The organism is Phyllobacterium pellucidum, from assembly GCF_013327855.1.
GTDB classification, from domain to species: Bacteria; Pseudomonadota; Alphaproteobacteria; order Rhizobiales; family Rhizobiaceae; genus Phyllobacterium; species Phyllobacterium pellucidum.
In genome coordinates this window covers 718013-734168 of sequence record NZ_JABUMX010000001.1, presented here as the reverse complement: position 1 = coordinate 734168, position 16156 = coordinate 718013, and the positions used below count along the sequence as shown (strand labels likewise).

Annotated in this window: 17 protein-coding genes; 12 read left to right on the top strand and 5 right to left on the bottom strand. The window is 58.9% G+C overall.

Going from position 1 to position 16156, the window contains the following annotated elements; all coding sequences use genetic code 11:
* Positions 1-38: 38 nt before the first annotated feature.
* Complete coding sequence (locus HQ945_RS03550; RefSeq protein WP_027230076.1) at positions 39-557, bottom strand: invasion associated locus B family protein; 519 nt, start codon at positions 555-557, stop codon at positions 39-41.
* A gap of 382 nt (positions 558-939) precedes the next feature.
* On the opposite strand from HQ945_RS03550, the gene coxB reads away from it, so the two are divergent.
* The 11 genes from coxB (at position 940) to rnhA (ending at position 10110) form a co-directional block, all read left to right on the top strand.
* Positions 940-1788: a cytochrome c oxidase subunit II gene (gene coxB, locus HQ945_RS03545; RefSeq protein WP_036813808.1), complete on the top strand. Its 849-nt coding sequence runs from the start codon at positions 940-942 to the stop codon at positions 1786-1788.
* 38 nt (positions 1789-1826) lie between these two features.
* On the top strand, positions 1827-3479 hold the full coding sequence (gene ctaD, locus HQ945_RS03540) for a cytochrome c oxidase subunit I (protein WP_027230075.1): 1653 nt from the start codon (positions 1827-1829) through the stop codon (positions 3477-3479).
* Between the two features lie 82 nt (positions 3480-3561).
* A complete protein-coding gene (locus HQ945_RS03535) occupies positions 3562-4509 on the top strand; it encodes a heme o synthase (RefSeq protein WP_113281870.1) in 948 nt (315 codons plus the stop codon).
* The gene (locus HQ945_RS03530; RefSeq protein WP_027230073.1) at positions 4506-4661 is read left to right on the top strand and encodes a hypothetical protein; all 156 of its coding nucleotides are present in this window, start codon (positions 4506-4508) and stop codon (positions 4659-4661) included. The genes HQ945_RS03535 and HQ945_RS03530 overlap by 4 nt, the downstream gene beginning before the upstream one ends.
* Positions 4662-4672: 11 nt before the next feature.
* Entirely contained in the window at positions 4673-5302 is a 630-nt protein-coding gene (locus HQ945_RS03525) for a cytochrome c oxidase assembly protein (protein WP_228018977.1), read from the top strand.
* A 56-nt stretch (positions 5303-5358) separates the two neighbouring features.
* Positions 5359-6237: a cytochrome c oxidase subunit 3 gene (locus tag HQ945_RS03520; RefSeq protein WP_091949950.1), complete on the top strand. Its 879-nt coding sequence runs from the start codon at positions 5359-5361 to the stop codon at positions 6235-6237.
* A gap of 184 nt (positions 6238-6421) precedes the next feature.
* Positions 6422-6817 (top strand): DUF983 domain-containing protein, encoded by a 396-nt coding sequence (locus tag HQ945_RS03515; RefSeq protein ID WP_113281741.1) that lies wholly within the window; start codon positions 6422-6424, stop codon positions 6815-6817.
* Positions 6810-7610, top strand: coding sequence for an SURF1 family protein (locus HQ945_RS03510; protein ID WP_113281739.1), 801 nt, complete (start codon positions 6810-6812; stop codon positions 7608-7610). The genes HQ945_RS03515 and HQ945_RS03510 overlap by 8 nt, the downstream gene beginning before the upstream one ends.
* Positions 7611-7661: 51 nt before the next feature.
* Complete coding sequence (ispH, locus tag HQ945_RS03505) at positions 7662-8663, top strand: 4-hydroxy-3-methylbut-2-enyl diphosphate reductase (RefSeq protein ID WP_113281737.1); 1002 nt, start codon at positions 7662-7664, stop codon at positions 8661-8663.
* Positions 8664-8665: 2 nt separating this feature from the next.
* A complete protein-coding gene (locus tag HQ945_RS03500) occupies positions 8666-9646 on the top strand; it encodes a homoserine kinase (protein WP_027230068.1) in 981 nt (326 codons plus the stop codon).
* Positions 9643-10110 (top strand): ribonuclease HI, encoded by a 468-nt coding sequence (rnhA, locus tag HQ945_RS03495; RefSeq protein WP_027230067.1) that lies wholly within the window; start codon positions 9643-9645, stop codon positions 10108-10110. Before HQ945_RS03500 ends, rnhA begins: the two co-directional genes overlap by 4 nt.
* Before the next feature lie 19 nt (positions 10111-10129).
* Here the strand turns inward: rnhA and HQ945_RS03490 are convergent, their stop codons facing one another.
* Positions 10130-10615: a peroxiredoxin gene (locus HQ945_RS03490; protein WP_113281735.1), complete on the bottom strand. Its 486-nt coding sequence runs from the start codon at positions 10613-10615 to the stop codon at positions 10130-10132.
* Positions 10616-10681: 66 nt separating this feature from the next.
* The gene (locus HQ945_RS03485; protein WP_162737261.1) at positions 10682-11479 is read right to left on the bottom strand and encodes a protein-disulfide reductase DsbD domain-containing protein; all 798 of its coding nucleotides are present in this window, start codon (positions 11477-11479) and stop codon (positions 10682-10684) included.
* 174 nt (positions 11480-11653) lie between these two features.
* Here HQ945_RS03485 and HQ945_RS03480 point away from each other — a divergent pair, with 174 nt between their 5' ends.
* Positions 11654-12256 carry a YqgE/AlgH family protein gene (locus tag HQ945_RS03480; RefSeq protein WP_027230064.1) on the top strand — a complete coding sequence of 201 codons (603 nt, stop codon included), beginning with the start codon at positions 11654-11656 and terminating at the stop codon, positions 12254-12256.
* Positions 12257-12637: 381 nt separating this feature from the next.
* Here the strand turns inward: HQ945_RS03480 and HQ945_RS03475 are convergent, their stop codons facing one another.
* Both HQ945_RS03475 and HQ945_RS03470 read right to left on the bottom strand, forming a co-directional pair.
* A complete protein-coding gene (locus HQ945_RS03475) occupies positions 12638-15520 on the bottom strand; it encodes an EAL domain-containing protein (protein ID WP_091919427.1) in 2883 nt (960 codons plus the stop codon).
* Between the two features lie 31 nt (positions 15521-15551).
* Complete coding sequence (locus HQ945_RS03470) at positions 15552-16139, bottom strand: GNAT family N-acetyltransferase (protein WP_027230062.1); 588 nt, start codon at positions 16137-16139, stop codon at positions 15552-15554.
* Positions 16140-16156 lie beyond the last annotated feature (17 nt).

The following is a 16156-nucleotide window of genomic DNA, read 5'->3' as shown; positions in this document are numbered from 1 at the left end:
ACAAGTACAAGACGCGCGTGTTTGTTGATATGAGCCGTCTATGGAAGGGCGTCGAAGCCTTCGCCAAACCCGTTGAGCTCGACGGGAATGCCGATGCCTTCCTCGGGCGTCTGGAATACAATGAAGGTTGCGGCCTTGCCGGTCTTCAATGTCTGGACCAGTTGGTCTTCGAGTATGACTTCCGCATAACAGCCATCTTCGAAGCAGCGCACGAAATAGGCGCGGCCGATGTCCTTGCCATCGACATTGAGGCCGAGCCCGTTGGGCAAGAGGACGCCGAGGGGCGCGAGCACCCGCAGGATTTTAGCCTTGTTGTCCGCAGTCTTCAGCACGACGACGGAGAGGCCCATTTCGGGCCGGTCGGCGGCGACGACATTCTGTATGAGAGCGCACTGTTCGGATTTGGCGCCTGCGGGCGTATCGCAAAGGATCGACCATGCTCCGTGCGTGGATTTGACCGTACCGCTCTGCTGCGCTGCCATGGCAGTGCCCGCAAGGGCGGTCAACGACAGGGTAAGCAGGCCGATGGCGATGCTGCGTAGCGGAAAAAACGACATATAGGCTCCAAAACGAATCATCCAGACGTTAAACCTACCCGTCGAAGATGAAAAGAATGCCGCACCAACACTCCCCAGCATAGAGCGGCCATCAATGTGTCGTGTAATGCAATAATGGCCGGATTGTGAGCCCTTTTATGCCTTGGGCAGCAAAAACGCGGCGGATGCGAAAAAACATGCCCGTTCAAGCCGCCGTGTGCCTCCGCAATGGAAAGCTGCGCGCAAAAATGCCGCATGAGATCACGTTCGCCTTCCTTGCGATGTAAGCTAATGTGTGGTTTGAACGCGGCATATGACCGGGCCTTCCTGCGCCCGGTGTTATCGTATGGAATCAAAGCTTCATTCGGGAGATTTCTAGGTGAAGAAGAATTTTGTCACGCTGATGGGTGTCCTGGGTGGCCTGCTCGGTGCTGGAACAGCTGCTCATGCAGCAAAGCCCGAGCCCTGGCAGATGACGTTCCAACCCGCTGCTACCGGCATCATGGAGCAGATCGTCTGGTTCGAGCGCTATACTTTATGGTTTATCGTCCCGATTACGCTGTTCGTGATGGTGCTTCTGGCCTGGGTCATGATTCGCTATCGTGCGAGCGCCAATCCGGTTCCCTCGAAGACCAGCCACAACACGGCCGTCGAGATCGTGTGGACGGTTGGACCAGTCGTCATCCTGCTTTTCCTGGCAATTCCCTCTTTCCAGCTCCTGACAGCCCAATATTCTCCAGAAGAGCCCAAGCTGACGATCAAGGCGACCGGCTACCAGTGGTATTGGGGCTATGAATATCAGGCCGGTGAGGCGCCGGTTTCGTTCGATTCGGTGCTTCTGAAGGATGCCGACCGCCCTACCCTCGGCAAGGAAGATCGCGAAGCTTTCCCATATCTCCTCGCCGTCGACAACGAGATGGTCGTGCCGGTCAATACCACGGTCCGCCTTCTCGTCACCGGCGCCGACGTGATCCATTCCTTCTCCATGCCGGCCTTCGGCGTGAAGATGGATGCCGTCACCGGCCGCAGCAACGAGACCTGGTTCAAGGCGGAAAAGGAAGGCCTCTACTACGGTCAATGCTCGCAGATTTGCGGCAAGGACCATGCCTACATGCCGATTGCGATCCATGTGGTCTCGCAGCAACAATACGATACGTGGTTCGCCGCTGCCGGAAAGGATCTTCCGGGCGCATACAAGGCGTTGACCGCGAAAATCGATGCAGACAAGAACGTGAACGTCGCCGGCAACTGAGCTGGCTGACGCACTAGATTAGGAACGGGAGCACTTTGATGGCAGGTTCTGCAGCTCACGAAGCCCACGACGCTCACAAGCCGACAGGCTGGACGCGTTGGGTTTATTCGACCAACCACAAGGATATCGGTACGCTGTATCTGATCTTCGCGATCGTGGCCGGTCTCATTGGCGGTTCTCTTTCGATCGCCATGCGCGCCGAGCTGCAACAGCCCGGCATCCAGATTTTCCATGGCCTTGCGTCCATGGTCTATGGCTATGAAGGCGACGCCGCCATCGATGGCGCCAAGCAGATGTACAACGTCTTCTCGACGGCGCACGGCCTTATCATGATCTTCTTCATGGTCATGCCGGCGCTCATCGGCGGCTTTGCCAACTGGATGGTGCCGATCATGATCGGTGCGCCGGACATGGCGTTCCCGCGCATGAACAACATCTCGTTCTGGCTGCTCCCGCCAGCGCTCCTGCTCCTCATCCTGTCGATGTTCGTTCCGGGTCCTGCCGGCGGCTACGGCACCGGTGGCGGCTGGACGATCTATCCGCCCTATTCGACCACGGGACAGCCCGGGCCGGCGATGGATTTCGCGATCCTTTCGCTGCATATCGCCGGTGCGTCGTCGATCCTCGGCGCGATCAATTTCATCACCACGATCTTTAACATGCGCGCTCCGGGCATGACGTTGCACAAGATGCCGCTCTTTGCCTGGTCGGTGCTGATTACCGCCTTCCTGCTGCTCCTGGCTCTGCCGGTTCTGGCTGGCGGCATCACCATGCTTCTGACCGACCGCAATTTCGGCACGACCTTCTTCTCGCCTGAAGGCGGCGGCGATCCGCTGCTGTTCCAGCATCTGTTCTGGTTCTTCGGTCATCCGGAAGTTTACATCATGATCCTGCCGGCCTTCGGCATCATCAGCCACATTGTCTCGACCTTCTCGAAGAAGCCTATCTTCGGCTACCTCGGCATGGCCTACGCAATGGTTGCCATCGGCGTCGTCGGCTTCATCGTCTGGGCGCACCACATGTACACCGTGGGTCTCTCGCTCGAGACCCAGCGTTACTTCGTCTTCGCGACGATGGTCATCGCCGTGCCGACGGGCGTGAAGATCTTCTCGTGGATCGCAACGATGTGGGGCGGCTCGATCGAATTCAAGCCGCCGATGATCTGGGCGATCGGGTTCATCTTCCTCTTCACCATTGGCGGCGTGACGGGCGTCCAGCTCGCCAATGCCGGTCTCGACCGCGCCATGCACGACACCTACTACGTGATCGCACACTTCCACTACGTGCTTTCGCTCGGCGCCGTGTTCGGTATCTTCGCCGGCTGGTACTACTGGTTCCCGAAGATGACGGGCTACATGTACAACCACGCGATCGCCAACACGCACTTCTGGGTGATGTTCATCGGCGTCAACCTCGTGTTCTTCCCGCAGCACTTCCTCGGCCTTGCCGGCATGCCGCGCCGCTACATCGACTATCCGGTCGCCTTTGCCGGCTGGAACGAAGTATCGTCGATCGGTTCGTACATTTCCGGTGTTGCCGTGCTGATCTTCCTCTTCGGTGTCTTCGAGGCTTTTGCCAAGAAGCGTGAGGCAGGGGCAAACCCTTGGGGCGTCGGTGCGACCACGCTGGAATGGCAGCTTTCTTCGCCGCCGCCGTTCCATCAGTGGGAACAGCTCCCGCGTATCAAGTAAGACAATGGCTGTCCGGACCATTCATGGTAGTGGTCCGGATGGCCCTGACGACAATCTATCGGACTGCAGCAAGAACGAACAAATGGCATTGGTTGAGAAAAACGCGAGCATGGATACGAGCATCGGCCTTTCGGAGGCCAGTGCGTCGGATTATGTCGTGCTGCTCAAGCCGCGGGTTATGTCGCTCGTGGTCTTCACCGCGCTTGTCGGCTTGCTGGCGGCGCCGGGACATATCAATCCGGTCCTTGCGGGCATAGCCATTCTTTGTATCGCCGTCGGGGCAGGCGCCTCGGGCGCGCTCAACATGTGGTACGACGCTGATATCGATGCCATGATGAAGCGCACGGCCAAGCGGCCGATTCCCGCCGGGCGTATCAGCCGCGAGGAAGTGCTGACCTTCGGCCTGTTGCTCTCCGCATTTTCGGTCGTCACGCTCGGCCTTTTCGTCAATGTGCTTTCGGCACTCCTGCTGGCCTTTACGATATTCTTCTATGCGGTCGTCTATACGATGTGGCTGAAGCGTTCGACGCCGCAGAACATCGTTATCGGCGGCGCCGCCGGTTCATTCCCGCCCATGATCGGCTGGGCTTGCGTTACCAATTCGGTGAGCATGGAAAGCATCGTGCTGTTCATGATCATCTTTTTGTGGACGCCGCCGCATTTCTGGGCGCTGTCGCTGTTCATGTCGGACGACTATGAAAAAGCGAAGATCCCGATGATGCCGAATGTGATGGGTCCGGCATCGACCAAGTTCCAGATTTTTCTCTATACGCTCCTCGTTGCGCCCGTTGCGGTTCTGCCATGGATCATGGGCTTCGCCGGCCCGGCCTACGGCCTTTTCGCCGCGGCCATGGGCGTCGCTTTCATCGTCTATGCCTGGCGGGTATGGCGGGCGCCGGTGGGCAAGGACATGATCAAGCCGGCAAAGAAGATGTTCGCCTTCTCCATCCTCTATCTCTTCGGAATCTATGCTGTCCTTCTCGGCGAAATTCTCGTGCGCAAAGCACTACTATTGGCAGGCCTGATATGAGCAACGATCGCGTGACCCTAACCGACAAGCAGAAGAAAGCGCAGCGCAGCCGTTCTATCGCACTTGCGCTGGCGCTCGCTGCTTTTGTCATCATCGTCTATGTCGGCACCTGGGCGAAGCTCGGCGCCAACATCCTGATTCGGCCGATGTAATGAGTGGTTCAATGTCTGAGGAAACCGTAAAGAGCGCAGATGCGCCAACCGGGCGGAAGCGAAAGGTTTCGGATCGCACGATCGCGATTTCGTGCCTTGCTTTCTTCTTCGGCATGGTTGGCATGGCCTTTGCAGCGGTTCCGCTCTACGCCATGTTTTGCCAGGTGACCGGCTATGGCGGGACGACGCAACGAGTCGAACAGATGTCCGACACGATTCTCGACAAGACGATCACGGTCCGCTTCGATGCGAACACCTCCGGCGCCCTGCCGTGGAAATTTGAGCCCGTGCAGCGCGAAGTCACGATGAAGATCGGTGAGACTTCGTTGATCAAGTACGAGGCAAAGAGCATCGCGGACAAGCCGACGGCCGGACGCGCGGCTTTCAACGTTACGCCGCAGGCCGCCGGCGCCTATTTCAACAAGGTCGAGTGCTTCTGCTTCACCGATACGGTGCTCAAGCCTGGCGAAGACCTTGAAATGCCGGTCGTCTTCTTCGTCGATCCGGACATTGTCAACGCGCCCGAACTGAAGGGCGTCAATACCATCACCCTGTCCTACACGTTCTTCCCCATCGCAATGCCGGCCCCGCTTGCCGCCAACACCGATGTCAAGAAAGAGAACGGGTCAGGACAGCTTTGAACTTGCGCCGGCTCTGGCCGGTGTCTTACAGATGAACAGAAATTGCGGGGGTTAGAATGGCCGAAGCACACCAGAAACATCACGACTACCACATCATCGATCCAAGTCCGTGGCCGTTCCTCGGATCGGTCGGTGCCTTCGTCCTGGCCCTCGGCGGTATCGCATTCATGCGCTACCACGCCGGCGGTGAACTCGTGCTGTTCAGGGCCAACCTGACAAGCCCCTGGATTTTCCTCATCGGTCTGGTGATCATCCTTTACACGATGTACGGCTGGTGGTCGGACACGATCAAGGAGAGCAAGCAGGGCCATCATACCCGCGTTGTCCAGCTGCACCTGCGCTACGGCATGATCATGTTCATCGCCTCGGAGGTGATGTTCTTCGTTGCCTGGTTCTGGGCTTTCTTCGACGCAAGCCTGTTCCCGGGCGAGGTCGAGCAGGTTGCCCGTACCGCCTTTACCGGTGGCATCTGGCCGCCCAAGGGCATCGAGGTGATCGATCCGCTGCATCTGCCGCTCTACAACACGATCATCCTGCTGCTCTCGGGAACGACCGTTACCTGGGCGCACCACGCGCTCATCCACAATGACCGCAAGGGCCTCATCACGGGCCTCACCCTGACAGTTCTGCTCGGCATGCTGTTCACCTTCGTGCAGGGCTACGAGTATGTGCACGCACCGTTCGCCTTCAAGGATTCGATCTACGGCGCGACCTTCTTCATGGCGACCGGCTTCCATGGTTTCCACGTGATCATCGGCACCATCTTCCTGGCGGTCTGCCTGTTGCGCTCGATCCGCGGCGACTTCACCCCGCAGAAGCATTTCGGCTTCGAAGCTGCAGCCTGGTATTGGCACTTCGTTGACGTCGTCTGGCTGTTCCTCTTCTTCTCCATCTATGTATGGGCCGGTTGGGGCGCACCGATGGCCGTCGAATAAGCGGCATCTATCGAGACGTGAAGGGCGGGCATGGTGACATGGCCCGCCCTTTTCTTTGGGATGTGCTTCAACTTGGCTGCTGGACAGATCAACCAAACGGCGTCACTAATCGCACGCGGCCTTAATCTCGACGCTTGTCCCGATCACAACGCCAACTGAAACAATCCTTCGAGCGCAGATTTCAATGAACGAAGACACAGCCCTTTACCCGCCCGTCGATCCGATCGTGGCCGGCATCAAGGCCAAATGCCCGCGCTGCGGCCAGGGCAAATTGTTCGATGGATTTGTGAAGCCCGCGCCGCGATGCACCAATTGCGGTCTCGATTATTCGTTCATCGATACGGGCGAGGGGCCGGCCGTGCTGGTCATGCTGCTGATCGGCTTCATCGTGGTTGGCCTTGCCCTATGGATGGAGGTCAATATCGACCCGCCGCTCTGGGTCCATTTCATCCTATGGATACCGCTCGCACTCGTGCTTTGTCTCGCCACGCTCCGCTGGATGAAGGGCATTCTCATCGCCCTCCAGTACAAGCACAAGGCTGCCGAGGGACGGCTCGACCGCCCGGCCGCTCATGAGTAAGATATACGTAACGGCGGACCGCCCAAGATTTCCCTGGATCACGCTTATCCTTGGCGCAGTGCTCTTCGCAATTCTCATGGCGCTCGGCACGTGGCAGGTCGAACGGCTCTACTGGAAGGAAGGTCTCCTTGCGGAGATCGAAGCGCGGACCCATGCCGCACCAGTTCCGCTCGCCGAAATCGAAAAGATCTGGAACGAAGGTCAGGATGTGGATTACCGCACCGTCAAGGTTGCCGGCCGGCTGCTGAACGACAAGGAGCGGCATTTCTTCGCGACCTACGAGGGTTATTCCGGCTTTTACGTTTATACGCCGCTGCTGCTTGATGATGGCCGCACGGTTTTCGTCAATCGCGGCTTCGTGCCCTACGACCGGAAGGAACCGGCAACGCGCCCAGCGGGCGAGGTCGAGGGTCGGGTGACGATAACCGGCCTTGCCCGCAACCCGCTGGATGCCAAGCCGTCCTCGCTTGTTCCGGACAATGATCTTTCCGCCAATATCTATTACTGGAAAGACCTCGCGACTATGGCCTCGCAGTCGGGGATCGGCAAGGAAAAGCTCGTGCCCTTCTTCATCGACGCCGACAAGACGCCCAACCCGGGTGGTGCGCCGGTCGGCGGGGTCACGATCATCGATCTGCCCAACAGCCACTTGCAATATGCCGTCACCTGGTATGGCCTTGCGGCAACCCTGGTCGTAATTTTGGCAATCTCGCTGCGGCGACGCTATAAACTCCCAGCGGAAAACAAGACGGCCGTCGATGCAGCATCGTCTTCCGACTTGACTTCCCGCTGATTGCCGCCCAAGTCCAAGTAGCATTTCAACCGGTTCCGCGAGACGATAAAGATGCCTGAGAAGAGACCGCTGACAATCCGCCTTTGCGGTCCGCGCGGATTTTGCGCCGGGGTGGACAGGGCGATCCAGATCGTGGTTCTGGCTCTGAAAAAATACGGCGCGCCGGTCTATGTGCGCCACGAAATCGTGCACAACCGCTATGTGGTCGAGGGCCTGCAGGCCCGGGGCGCCGTATTCGTCGAGGAACTCGACGAAATCCCAGCGGAACATCGCGACCAGCCCGTGGTCTTTTCCGCCCACGGCGTGCCTAAATCTGTTCCCGCCGATGCGCAGAACAAGAACCTCTTTTATCTCGACGCCACCTGTCCACTGGTCTCCAAGGTGCACAAGCAGGCGATGCGGCATCAGCGCCTCGGCCGGCACGTGATCCTGGTCGGTCACTCCGGCCATCCGGAGGTTATCGGAACGATGGGCCAACTGCCGGAAGGCGCCGTTACGCTGATCGAAACGATCGAGGACGCCGAGGCTTACATGCCCGTCGATCCGGACAATCTCGGCTTCGTGACGCAGACAACGCTGTCGGTGGACGACACCGCCGGAATTATTGCTACCCTGCATCAGCGTTTTCCAGCCTTGATGGCACCGGCCGCCGAATCCATCTGCTATGCAACCACCAACCGCCAGGACGCCGTGAAAGCGGCGGCGCCGGGATGCGACCTCTTCCTCGTTGTCGGCGCGCCCAATTCGTCCAATTCGAAGCGGCTCGTCGAAGTCGCGGAGCGTTCGGGCGCAAGCCACTCGATGCTGGTGCAGCGCGCGTCGGATATCGAGTGGGACCAGGTCGGCGACATATCCGTGGTTGGACTTTCCGCCGGCGCCTCGGCTCCGGAAATCATCGTCGACGAAATCATTCAATTCTTTTCGGAACGCTACACCGTGTCCATCGAACTTGCTGAAACGACCATCGAGACCGAAAACTTCCACGTCATGCGCGATCTGCGTGACGTGGAACTGACAAGCCTCGACATGGCCTTCGTCAACGGAAGCCGCTGATCATGGCCGTCTACACCGACATCAACGAAATCGACCTGGCGCATTTTCTCAAGGACTATGAGATCGGCGAGCTGCTCTCCTATAAGGGCATTGCCGAAGGTGTCGAGAATTCGAACTATCTCCTGCACACAAGTGCAGGCTCGTTCATTCTGACCCTTTACGAGAAGCGGGTGAATAGCAACGACCTGCCGTTCTTTCTCGGTCTCATGCGCCATCTCGCGGGCAAGGGGATCAGTTGTCCATTGCCGGTGAACCAGAAATCCGGTTCAAGCATTGGCGAGCTTGCCGGCCGCCCCGCCGCGATCGTTACCTTCCTTGAAGGCATGTGGATGCGCCGCCCGACGGTGCAGCATTGCTTCGCGCTTGGCGAGGCGCTAGCGCGGATGCACATTGCGGGCGAGGATTTCCCCATGCGGCGGAAGAACGCGCTCTCGGTCGAAGGCTGGCGGCCGCTCTGGGAGAATTCCAGGGCAGGCGCGGACGGAGTGGAACCTGGCCTTGCCAGCGAAACCGAAGCCGATCTCGCGTTTTTCGAGGCGAACTGGCCATCGCACCTGCCGCATGGTGTCATTCACGCGGATCTGTTTCCGGACAATGTCTTCTTCCTCGGCAACAAGCTTTCCGGCCTCATCGACTTCTATTTCGCCTGCACCGACCTTCTCGCCTACGACGTTGCGGTGTGTCTCAACGCCTGGTGCTTCGAAAAGGACAATGCGTTCAACCTCACCAAGGGTACTGCGCTGCTGCGCGGCTATAATTCCATCCGGCCGCTTTCGGCCGACGAGGCGGCAAGCCTGCCGATCCTTGCGCGTGGCTCGGCCCTCCGCTTCATGCTGACCCGCCTCTATGACTGGCTGAACACGCCTGAGGGCAGCCTCGTCGTGAAGAAGGACCCGATGGAGTATCTGCGCCGCATGCGGTTTCATCGCCAGATCAAGTCTGCTGAGGAATATGGGCTGGTCCTCGAAGGACGACGCGCATGAAGGATATCGAAGCGTTCACCGACGGCGCTTGTTCCGGCAATCCTGGCCCGGGTGGCTGGGGCGCTGTCCTGCGTTGGAACGGCAACGAAAAAGAACTCTCCGGCGGCGAGGCCGACACAACCAACAACCGCATGGAACTCATGGCGGCAATTGCGGCCCTGAGCGCGCTGAAGGAGCCTTGCCACGTCGATCTCTATACGGACTCCGTCTATGTACGCGACGGTATTTCAGGCTGGATCGAAGGCTGGAAGCGCAATGGCTGGAAGACGGCGGCCAAGAAGCCGGTGAAGAATGCCGAGCTTTGGCAACAGCTTGATGAAGCGCGCAAGCGACACAAGGTCGTGTGGCATTGGGTGAAGGGGCACGCCGGCCACCCGGAAAACGAGCGCGCCGATGAACTTGCGCGGGCGGGCATGGCTCCATTCAAGCGCAAGCCGGTGGTCCAAGGCGGCGAGGGCCGGTAAAGCCCTCGCAGCCATAAGATCAGAGCTGGCCGAGCAGGGTTGCAGCGCTCGATGTAACGGCCTGTCCCGGCGCTTCCTCGATGTTTAGTTCCTTGACGACGCCGTCCTCGACGAGCATGGAATAGCGCTTCGAGCGCACGCCCATATTGCCGGCGGCAAGATCGATTTCGAGGCCCACGGCCTTGGTGAAGGTCGCATTTCCATCCGACAGATACTGGATCTTGCCTTCGCCGTTGGTCGCTTTGGCCCAGGCACCCATGACGTGCGGATCGTTCACGGCGACGACGACGATGCTATCGACGCCCTTCGCGAGAATAGCGTCGCGGTTTTCGAGATAACCGGGGAGGTGGTTCATGCTGCATGTGGGCGTGAACGCACCTGGAACGGCAAAGAGAACGACCTTCTTGCCCTTGAACAGGCTGTCGGAGCGTACTTCGCTGACGCCCTCATCGGTCTTGGTCTTGAATGTGGCATCGGGCAAACGTTCGCCTACCTTGATAGTCATGAATCGCTCCTCTTGAGATTGCGCAAAGGCCTTTCGCAGATAGGGTGCGGATGGTGAAAAGTCGAGCTATTCTTTGAAGGGAATTGTTCCGGATACGGACTTGTCGCCCTGCACCAGCGTATAGTACAGGAGGCTAGGCTTTGCCTGTGCGCCGGAAACGAGCGGCACGGCGAAGACGGCGCTTTTGCCGTCGCGGCTCTTCAATTTCGACATGCCGAAATTTGCCCCGCCTTCCGCGGCCACGAAGAGGTCGATCTCTTCGCTGCCCGCCGCAAGATCAGCCGTGAAATCAAGATGGTCATTGTCGCGCGTGACGGCTCGAACGCCGAATTCCGCCGATGCTGGTGCCGGCAATTGATCAAATGCGGTCGAAATCTCCGCCTTGGTCAGCGCGTCGCTCGGCGTACCGTCGATGGCAATATCGAACTCGGCCGTGACGGGAATGCAAATTGTTTCGCATATGCCGAGGAAGGCGTGCCCCTTGAGATGGGCTGGCTTGGCGGGGTCTTCCAGCGTCAGCGTGAACGGGAGCGACACGGGCTTCTTGTACCCGGCCCACTGCGTGCCTCCATCGGCGAAGCGGTGCGGCGTCGGGAAGGCAAGCGCATAGGCTTTAATGTTGCTGCTCGCGGTGAGATCGAGTTCCGGGGGTACGCCTGCGTCACCCGGTTCCTTCCAATAGGTCTTCCAGCCCGGATCGAGATTGATCTGGATGGCGCCGCGGATCTCCGGGGTCCCGTCCGCAGGATTGTCGACGATAACGCGGACCTTGCCGCCCGGCGTACTGGTCCAGTCTGAACTGGCAGCGGCCGCCGGAAAAGCGAAGAGCAATGAGGCAAGGAGGCAAAGGAATTTTGTTTTCATGGCGGCGACAATTACAATGCTTTTCGTTGCGATCAAGGAGATGAGGGGATTTGCCCATCATATCTGTGTGACGAAGTCGTGTTCAGCCAAACTTTTCTCCCCGGTAACGCTGTCGTTTACAATTCGTTACCATTGGGCGTTGTCATTTATAGAATCCTTGGTACCCTTATTCTTATGGGAAACTTGAGAGACGCGACCAACGAAGCCGGTTTTCTGAATGGACAATTCCTTCTCGCCATGCCGGGGATGGAAGACAGCCGTTTTGCGCGCTCGGTCATCTACATCTGCGCCCATTCGGAAAATGGCGCGATGGGTCTCATCATCAATCGCGCCCAGGAAATGGAATTTGCGGAAATTTTGGTTCAGCTTGGCGTGCTCGATGAGCAGCAAGTCATCATGATGCCGGACAGAACGCGCGATTTCCTCGTCCGCAACGGCGGCCCCGTCGAAGTGCGGCGCGGCTTTGTCCTCCATTCCGACGATTATCTGACGGATTCCACCATGCCCGTTGCCGAGGAACTCTGCCTGACGGGAACGGTCGACATCCTGCGCGCCATCTCAGGCGGACGTGGTCCGCGCAAGGCATTGATGACCTTGGGTTATTCGGGATGGGCCTCCGGCCAGCTCGAAAACGAGATCGCCAATAATGGCTGGCTTACTTGCCAGGCGCCGCACGATCTGCTCTTCGATCCGAACATTGACAGCACCTATGATCGGCTGCTCGCCTATATGGGTATCGACCCGTCGCGCCTCGCCACGGTCGCGGGCCACGCCTAAGTTCACCTACCGGTTTTGACATTTCGTCTGTCGCCCTGCAACGCGATACAGCAAGGGATTCAACCCTGCATTTCTTGTTGGGAATCCAAATCCAAGCAATCAATAAAGCGAGAGCCAAGTAGCAGCATCAAGCCAGCTGGTGCATCGGGACGATGGGCCTCCCGACCGTGGCAACGGCCTTGCTCTCAAACTCGGAGAATAGGCATGTGGCTTTTGCCACTGACTATTACCTTTGAAATCAAAAGAACCCGGACGGGCTGGCAAGTCTGCATCCGGGTTCGATTGATTACCTAAGGTAAAGGTGGGGCGGCGAAAGCTCGCCCCACGCTCCAGTTACAAATAATAGCAGTCTCTTCGCCAATTCCAAGCCCGCTTTTAGTCTTACGATGCAGCCTTCGACTGCTGGAACTGTTCGCGCAGAAGCTTGGTGGCGACGTCCAGCGTCAAAGGCGGGCTGAACATGAAGCTCTGCGCATATTCGCAGCCCATCTGGCGCAGTTGCAGCGCATCGCTTTCATTTTCGATGCCTTCCGACACGACAGCAAGGCCAAGGTCATGCGCCATACTGATCATCGAGCGCAGCAGGGTCACCTTTTGCGGCTGATCGGCCTTGAGGAACGAACGGTCGATCTTGATCATATCGAACGGGAACGACGTCAGATAGGAAAGCGAGGAATAGCCCGTGCCGAAATCGTCGAGCGAGACGCCGACGCCCATTGCCTTGATGCTGGAAAGCACATAGCCGGAGCGCTCCGGATTTTCCATCATCAGAGATTCCGTCAGTTCGAGCTTCAGGCTGCTCGGCTCGATCTGCGTCTGCAGCAGGACCGATCGGACATCATCGATGAGATCCTGGCGGATCAACTGGCTGCTCGAAATATTGACCGAGACGAAGAGCGGTGTCGCTCCGAGGGTACGGCGCCAATTGACGAGATCTTCGGCGGCTTTTTGCATCGCAAAGAGGCCGAGCTGGACGATGAGGCCGGAACTTTCGGCGACGGGAATGAATTCTGACGGCGGGATCGATCCGCGGCGCGGATGATCCCAGCGCATGAGCGCTTCAAAGCCGGCGATGCTGTTGTCATCGAGGCGCACGATCGGCTGATAGGCCATATGGATTTCACGGCGTTCCAGCGCGCGCCGCAGGTCCGATTCAAGCTGAAGGCGATCGCTGCCGACCGCACGGAAGGCCGGGCGGAAGGGCTCGATGCGGTCGCCGCCAAAGCGTTTCGCCTGGTACATCGCCAGCTCGGCATCCTTCACCAGATCCTCCGGCGAGGCGGCGCTGCCGCTCGTCCATGTGATGAGGCCGAGCGATGCGGTGAGAACAATCTCGCGCTTGGCAAAGGCGATGGGCGCGCGGATCGCCTGTTTCACCGCATCCGCGAAGGCGGCAATCTTGGCGGGCTCGCTTTCCGATACGAGGATCAGGCCGAACTGGTCAGCCGAGAGGCGGCTCAGCGTATCCTGCGGGCGCAGCAGGCGGTGCAGGCGGCGCGATATGGTCAGCAGGAAGGTGTCGCCGGCAGACAGGCCGAGCCCGTCATTGACCTGCTTAAAGCGGTCGATGTCGATGATGAACACAGTCGGGCGGATTTTGCTTTCCGTTTGCGCCATGGTGATCACCGAGCCGAGGCGATCCAGGAAAAGTTCGCGGTTGGGAAGGCCGGTCAGATTATCGTGGACGGCATCGTGGAGCAGCCGCTCCTCCGCCTTCTTCTGTTCGGTAACGTCAATCAGGGTGCCGACGCAGCGTACGATCTCACCATCCGAACCGATGACCGGGCGCGCCTTCAAGGAATACCAGTAGTAATGACCGTCGTTGGCGCGCAGGCGGAAGGTCTGGGAGATGCGACCGCGACGGTTCTCGAGAATGACGTCGAGCGTAGTCCGGAAACGGTCGCGGTCGTCGGAATGCAGCATCGGCAGCCAATTGCGCACGGCCCCGTGCAAGGAACTTGCCGACGCTCCGAGGAAATTGGTCAGGTCAGGCGTCGTGACAACGCGGTCGCGCGGCACGTCCCAATCCCAGACGATGTCGCCCGAACCGATGATGGCGAGCGCCTGCCGCTCGACGTCTGAGAAGAGCCCCTGCTGCAACGCGCCTCCGGAAAAAGCGTGCTGCATGACCGTAAAGCCGATCAGGAGAACGATGAGGACAAGGCCGCCTGCGAGGGCGGGCTGGATGATGTCGTTGGCAAGAATGCCGGCAACGGTAAGCCAGCTGCCCATCAGCCAGACCAGGAGCAGGATCCACGTCGGGATGAGCATGATCGCCCGGTCATAGCTGCGGAACGAGAAGAATCCGATCAGGATCGTGCCGGCTATGATGGTCAGCGCGAAGGAAAAGCGGGCAATGCCGGCTGCAATCGGCGGATCGAAGATCGCGACGCCGGAGACGATGCCGAGACCGAGAATCCAGGTCAGCGCGCCATAGCTGAAATTATCGTGCCAGCGATTGAGGTTGAGATATGTGAAAAGGAAGATCACGAGCGTCGCGGCCAGCGCCACTTCGGTGCCCGCCCGCCACATTTGTTCGTTGCCCGGCGCAATTTCGATAAGCTTGCTCCAGAAGCCGAAATCGACGCAGATATAGGCAAGAACCGCCCAGGCGAGGGCTGCCGTCGCCGGGAACAGCGAGGTACCCTTGACGACGAAAAGGATCGTCAGGAACAGCGCGAGCAAGCCGGCAATACCAAGCAGAATGCCGCGGTAGAGCGTATAGGAATTGACCGTATCCTTATAGGCATTCGGCTCCCACACATAAACCTGTGGCAGGTTGGGAGAAGCAAGCTCCGCGACAAGGGTGATGACCGAACCCGGGTTGAGCGTGATCAGGAAAATATCCGCGTCGTCGCTTGCCTGCCGGTCGAGGGCGAAGCCTTCGCTGGGGGTAATCGACGTGATGCGTGTCGAACCGAGGTCGGGCCAGATGAAGCGCGATCCGACAAGACGGAAATGCGGCGCGACGATCAGACGGTCGATCTGTTCGTCGGTCGGATTGGCGAGCGAGAATGCCGCCCAGTCGCCGGTCGAACGCTTGTCGTTTGCCTGCACCTCGATACGCCGAACGATGCCGTCCGTACCGGGAGCGGTTGAAATCTGGAACGTCTCACCCTGGTTGCGATAGACCTCGACGGCCTTCGACAGGTCGAGCGCCGTGCTTTCCTTGGTGATCTTGATGGTTTCGAAGGCATTGGCGGCCGTATGGGCCGCGAGCAGCATGAATATGAGGACCAGAGCCCGCGATAAGCCTTTCAGCATCTGTCGTCCCAACAAAGCCACCGATACTTTTTCATTTGCCAGCCCTTGCATCATCCTCAATCAGCGCGAAGAGAAGATGATCTTGCCACATTCCGTTTATCTTTAGGTAAGAACGGAGCAGTCCTTCTCTCTGAAATCCGGCTTTTTCGAGAAGGCGGATCGATCTTTCATTGCTTGGAATACAGGCAGCTTCCAGGCGGTGCAACCTCACCTTGGTGAAAGCATAGGGGATGAGCAGGCTCAATGCTTCGTGCATGAATCCCTGTCCGGCGAAGGGTGCGCCGATCCAGTAGCCGATCATGCCATTCTGGCCGACACCGCGGCGGATGTTGCCAAGTGTGATGCCGCCGAGCAAGCGCTGGTCGGTATTGCGGAAGAGAAAGAACGGATGGGCCGTGCCTGCCGCCGCCTCGTCGTCATAATGGCGAATGCGATGGCGGAATGCGCCGCGCTCCAGATCATCGACCGCCCAGAGCGGCTCCCATGGCGCGAGAAATTCGCGGCTTTCGGCGCGCAGCGATGCCCAGGCGCGATAGTCGGAAAGCGTCGGCGGACGCAGGTAAATGCGCTTGCCCTGCAAGGGCGGGGCCACGCTTTTGAGAAAGGGCAGGGCGATCATTGCCGCTCCGGATCGCC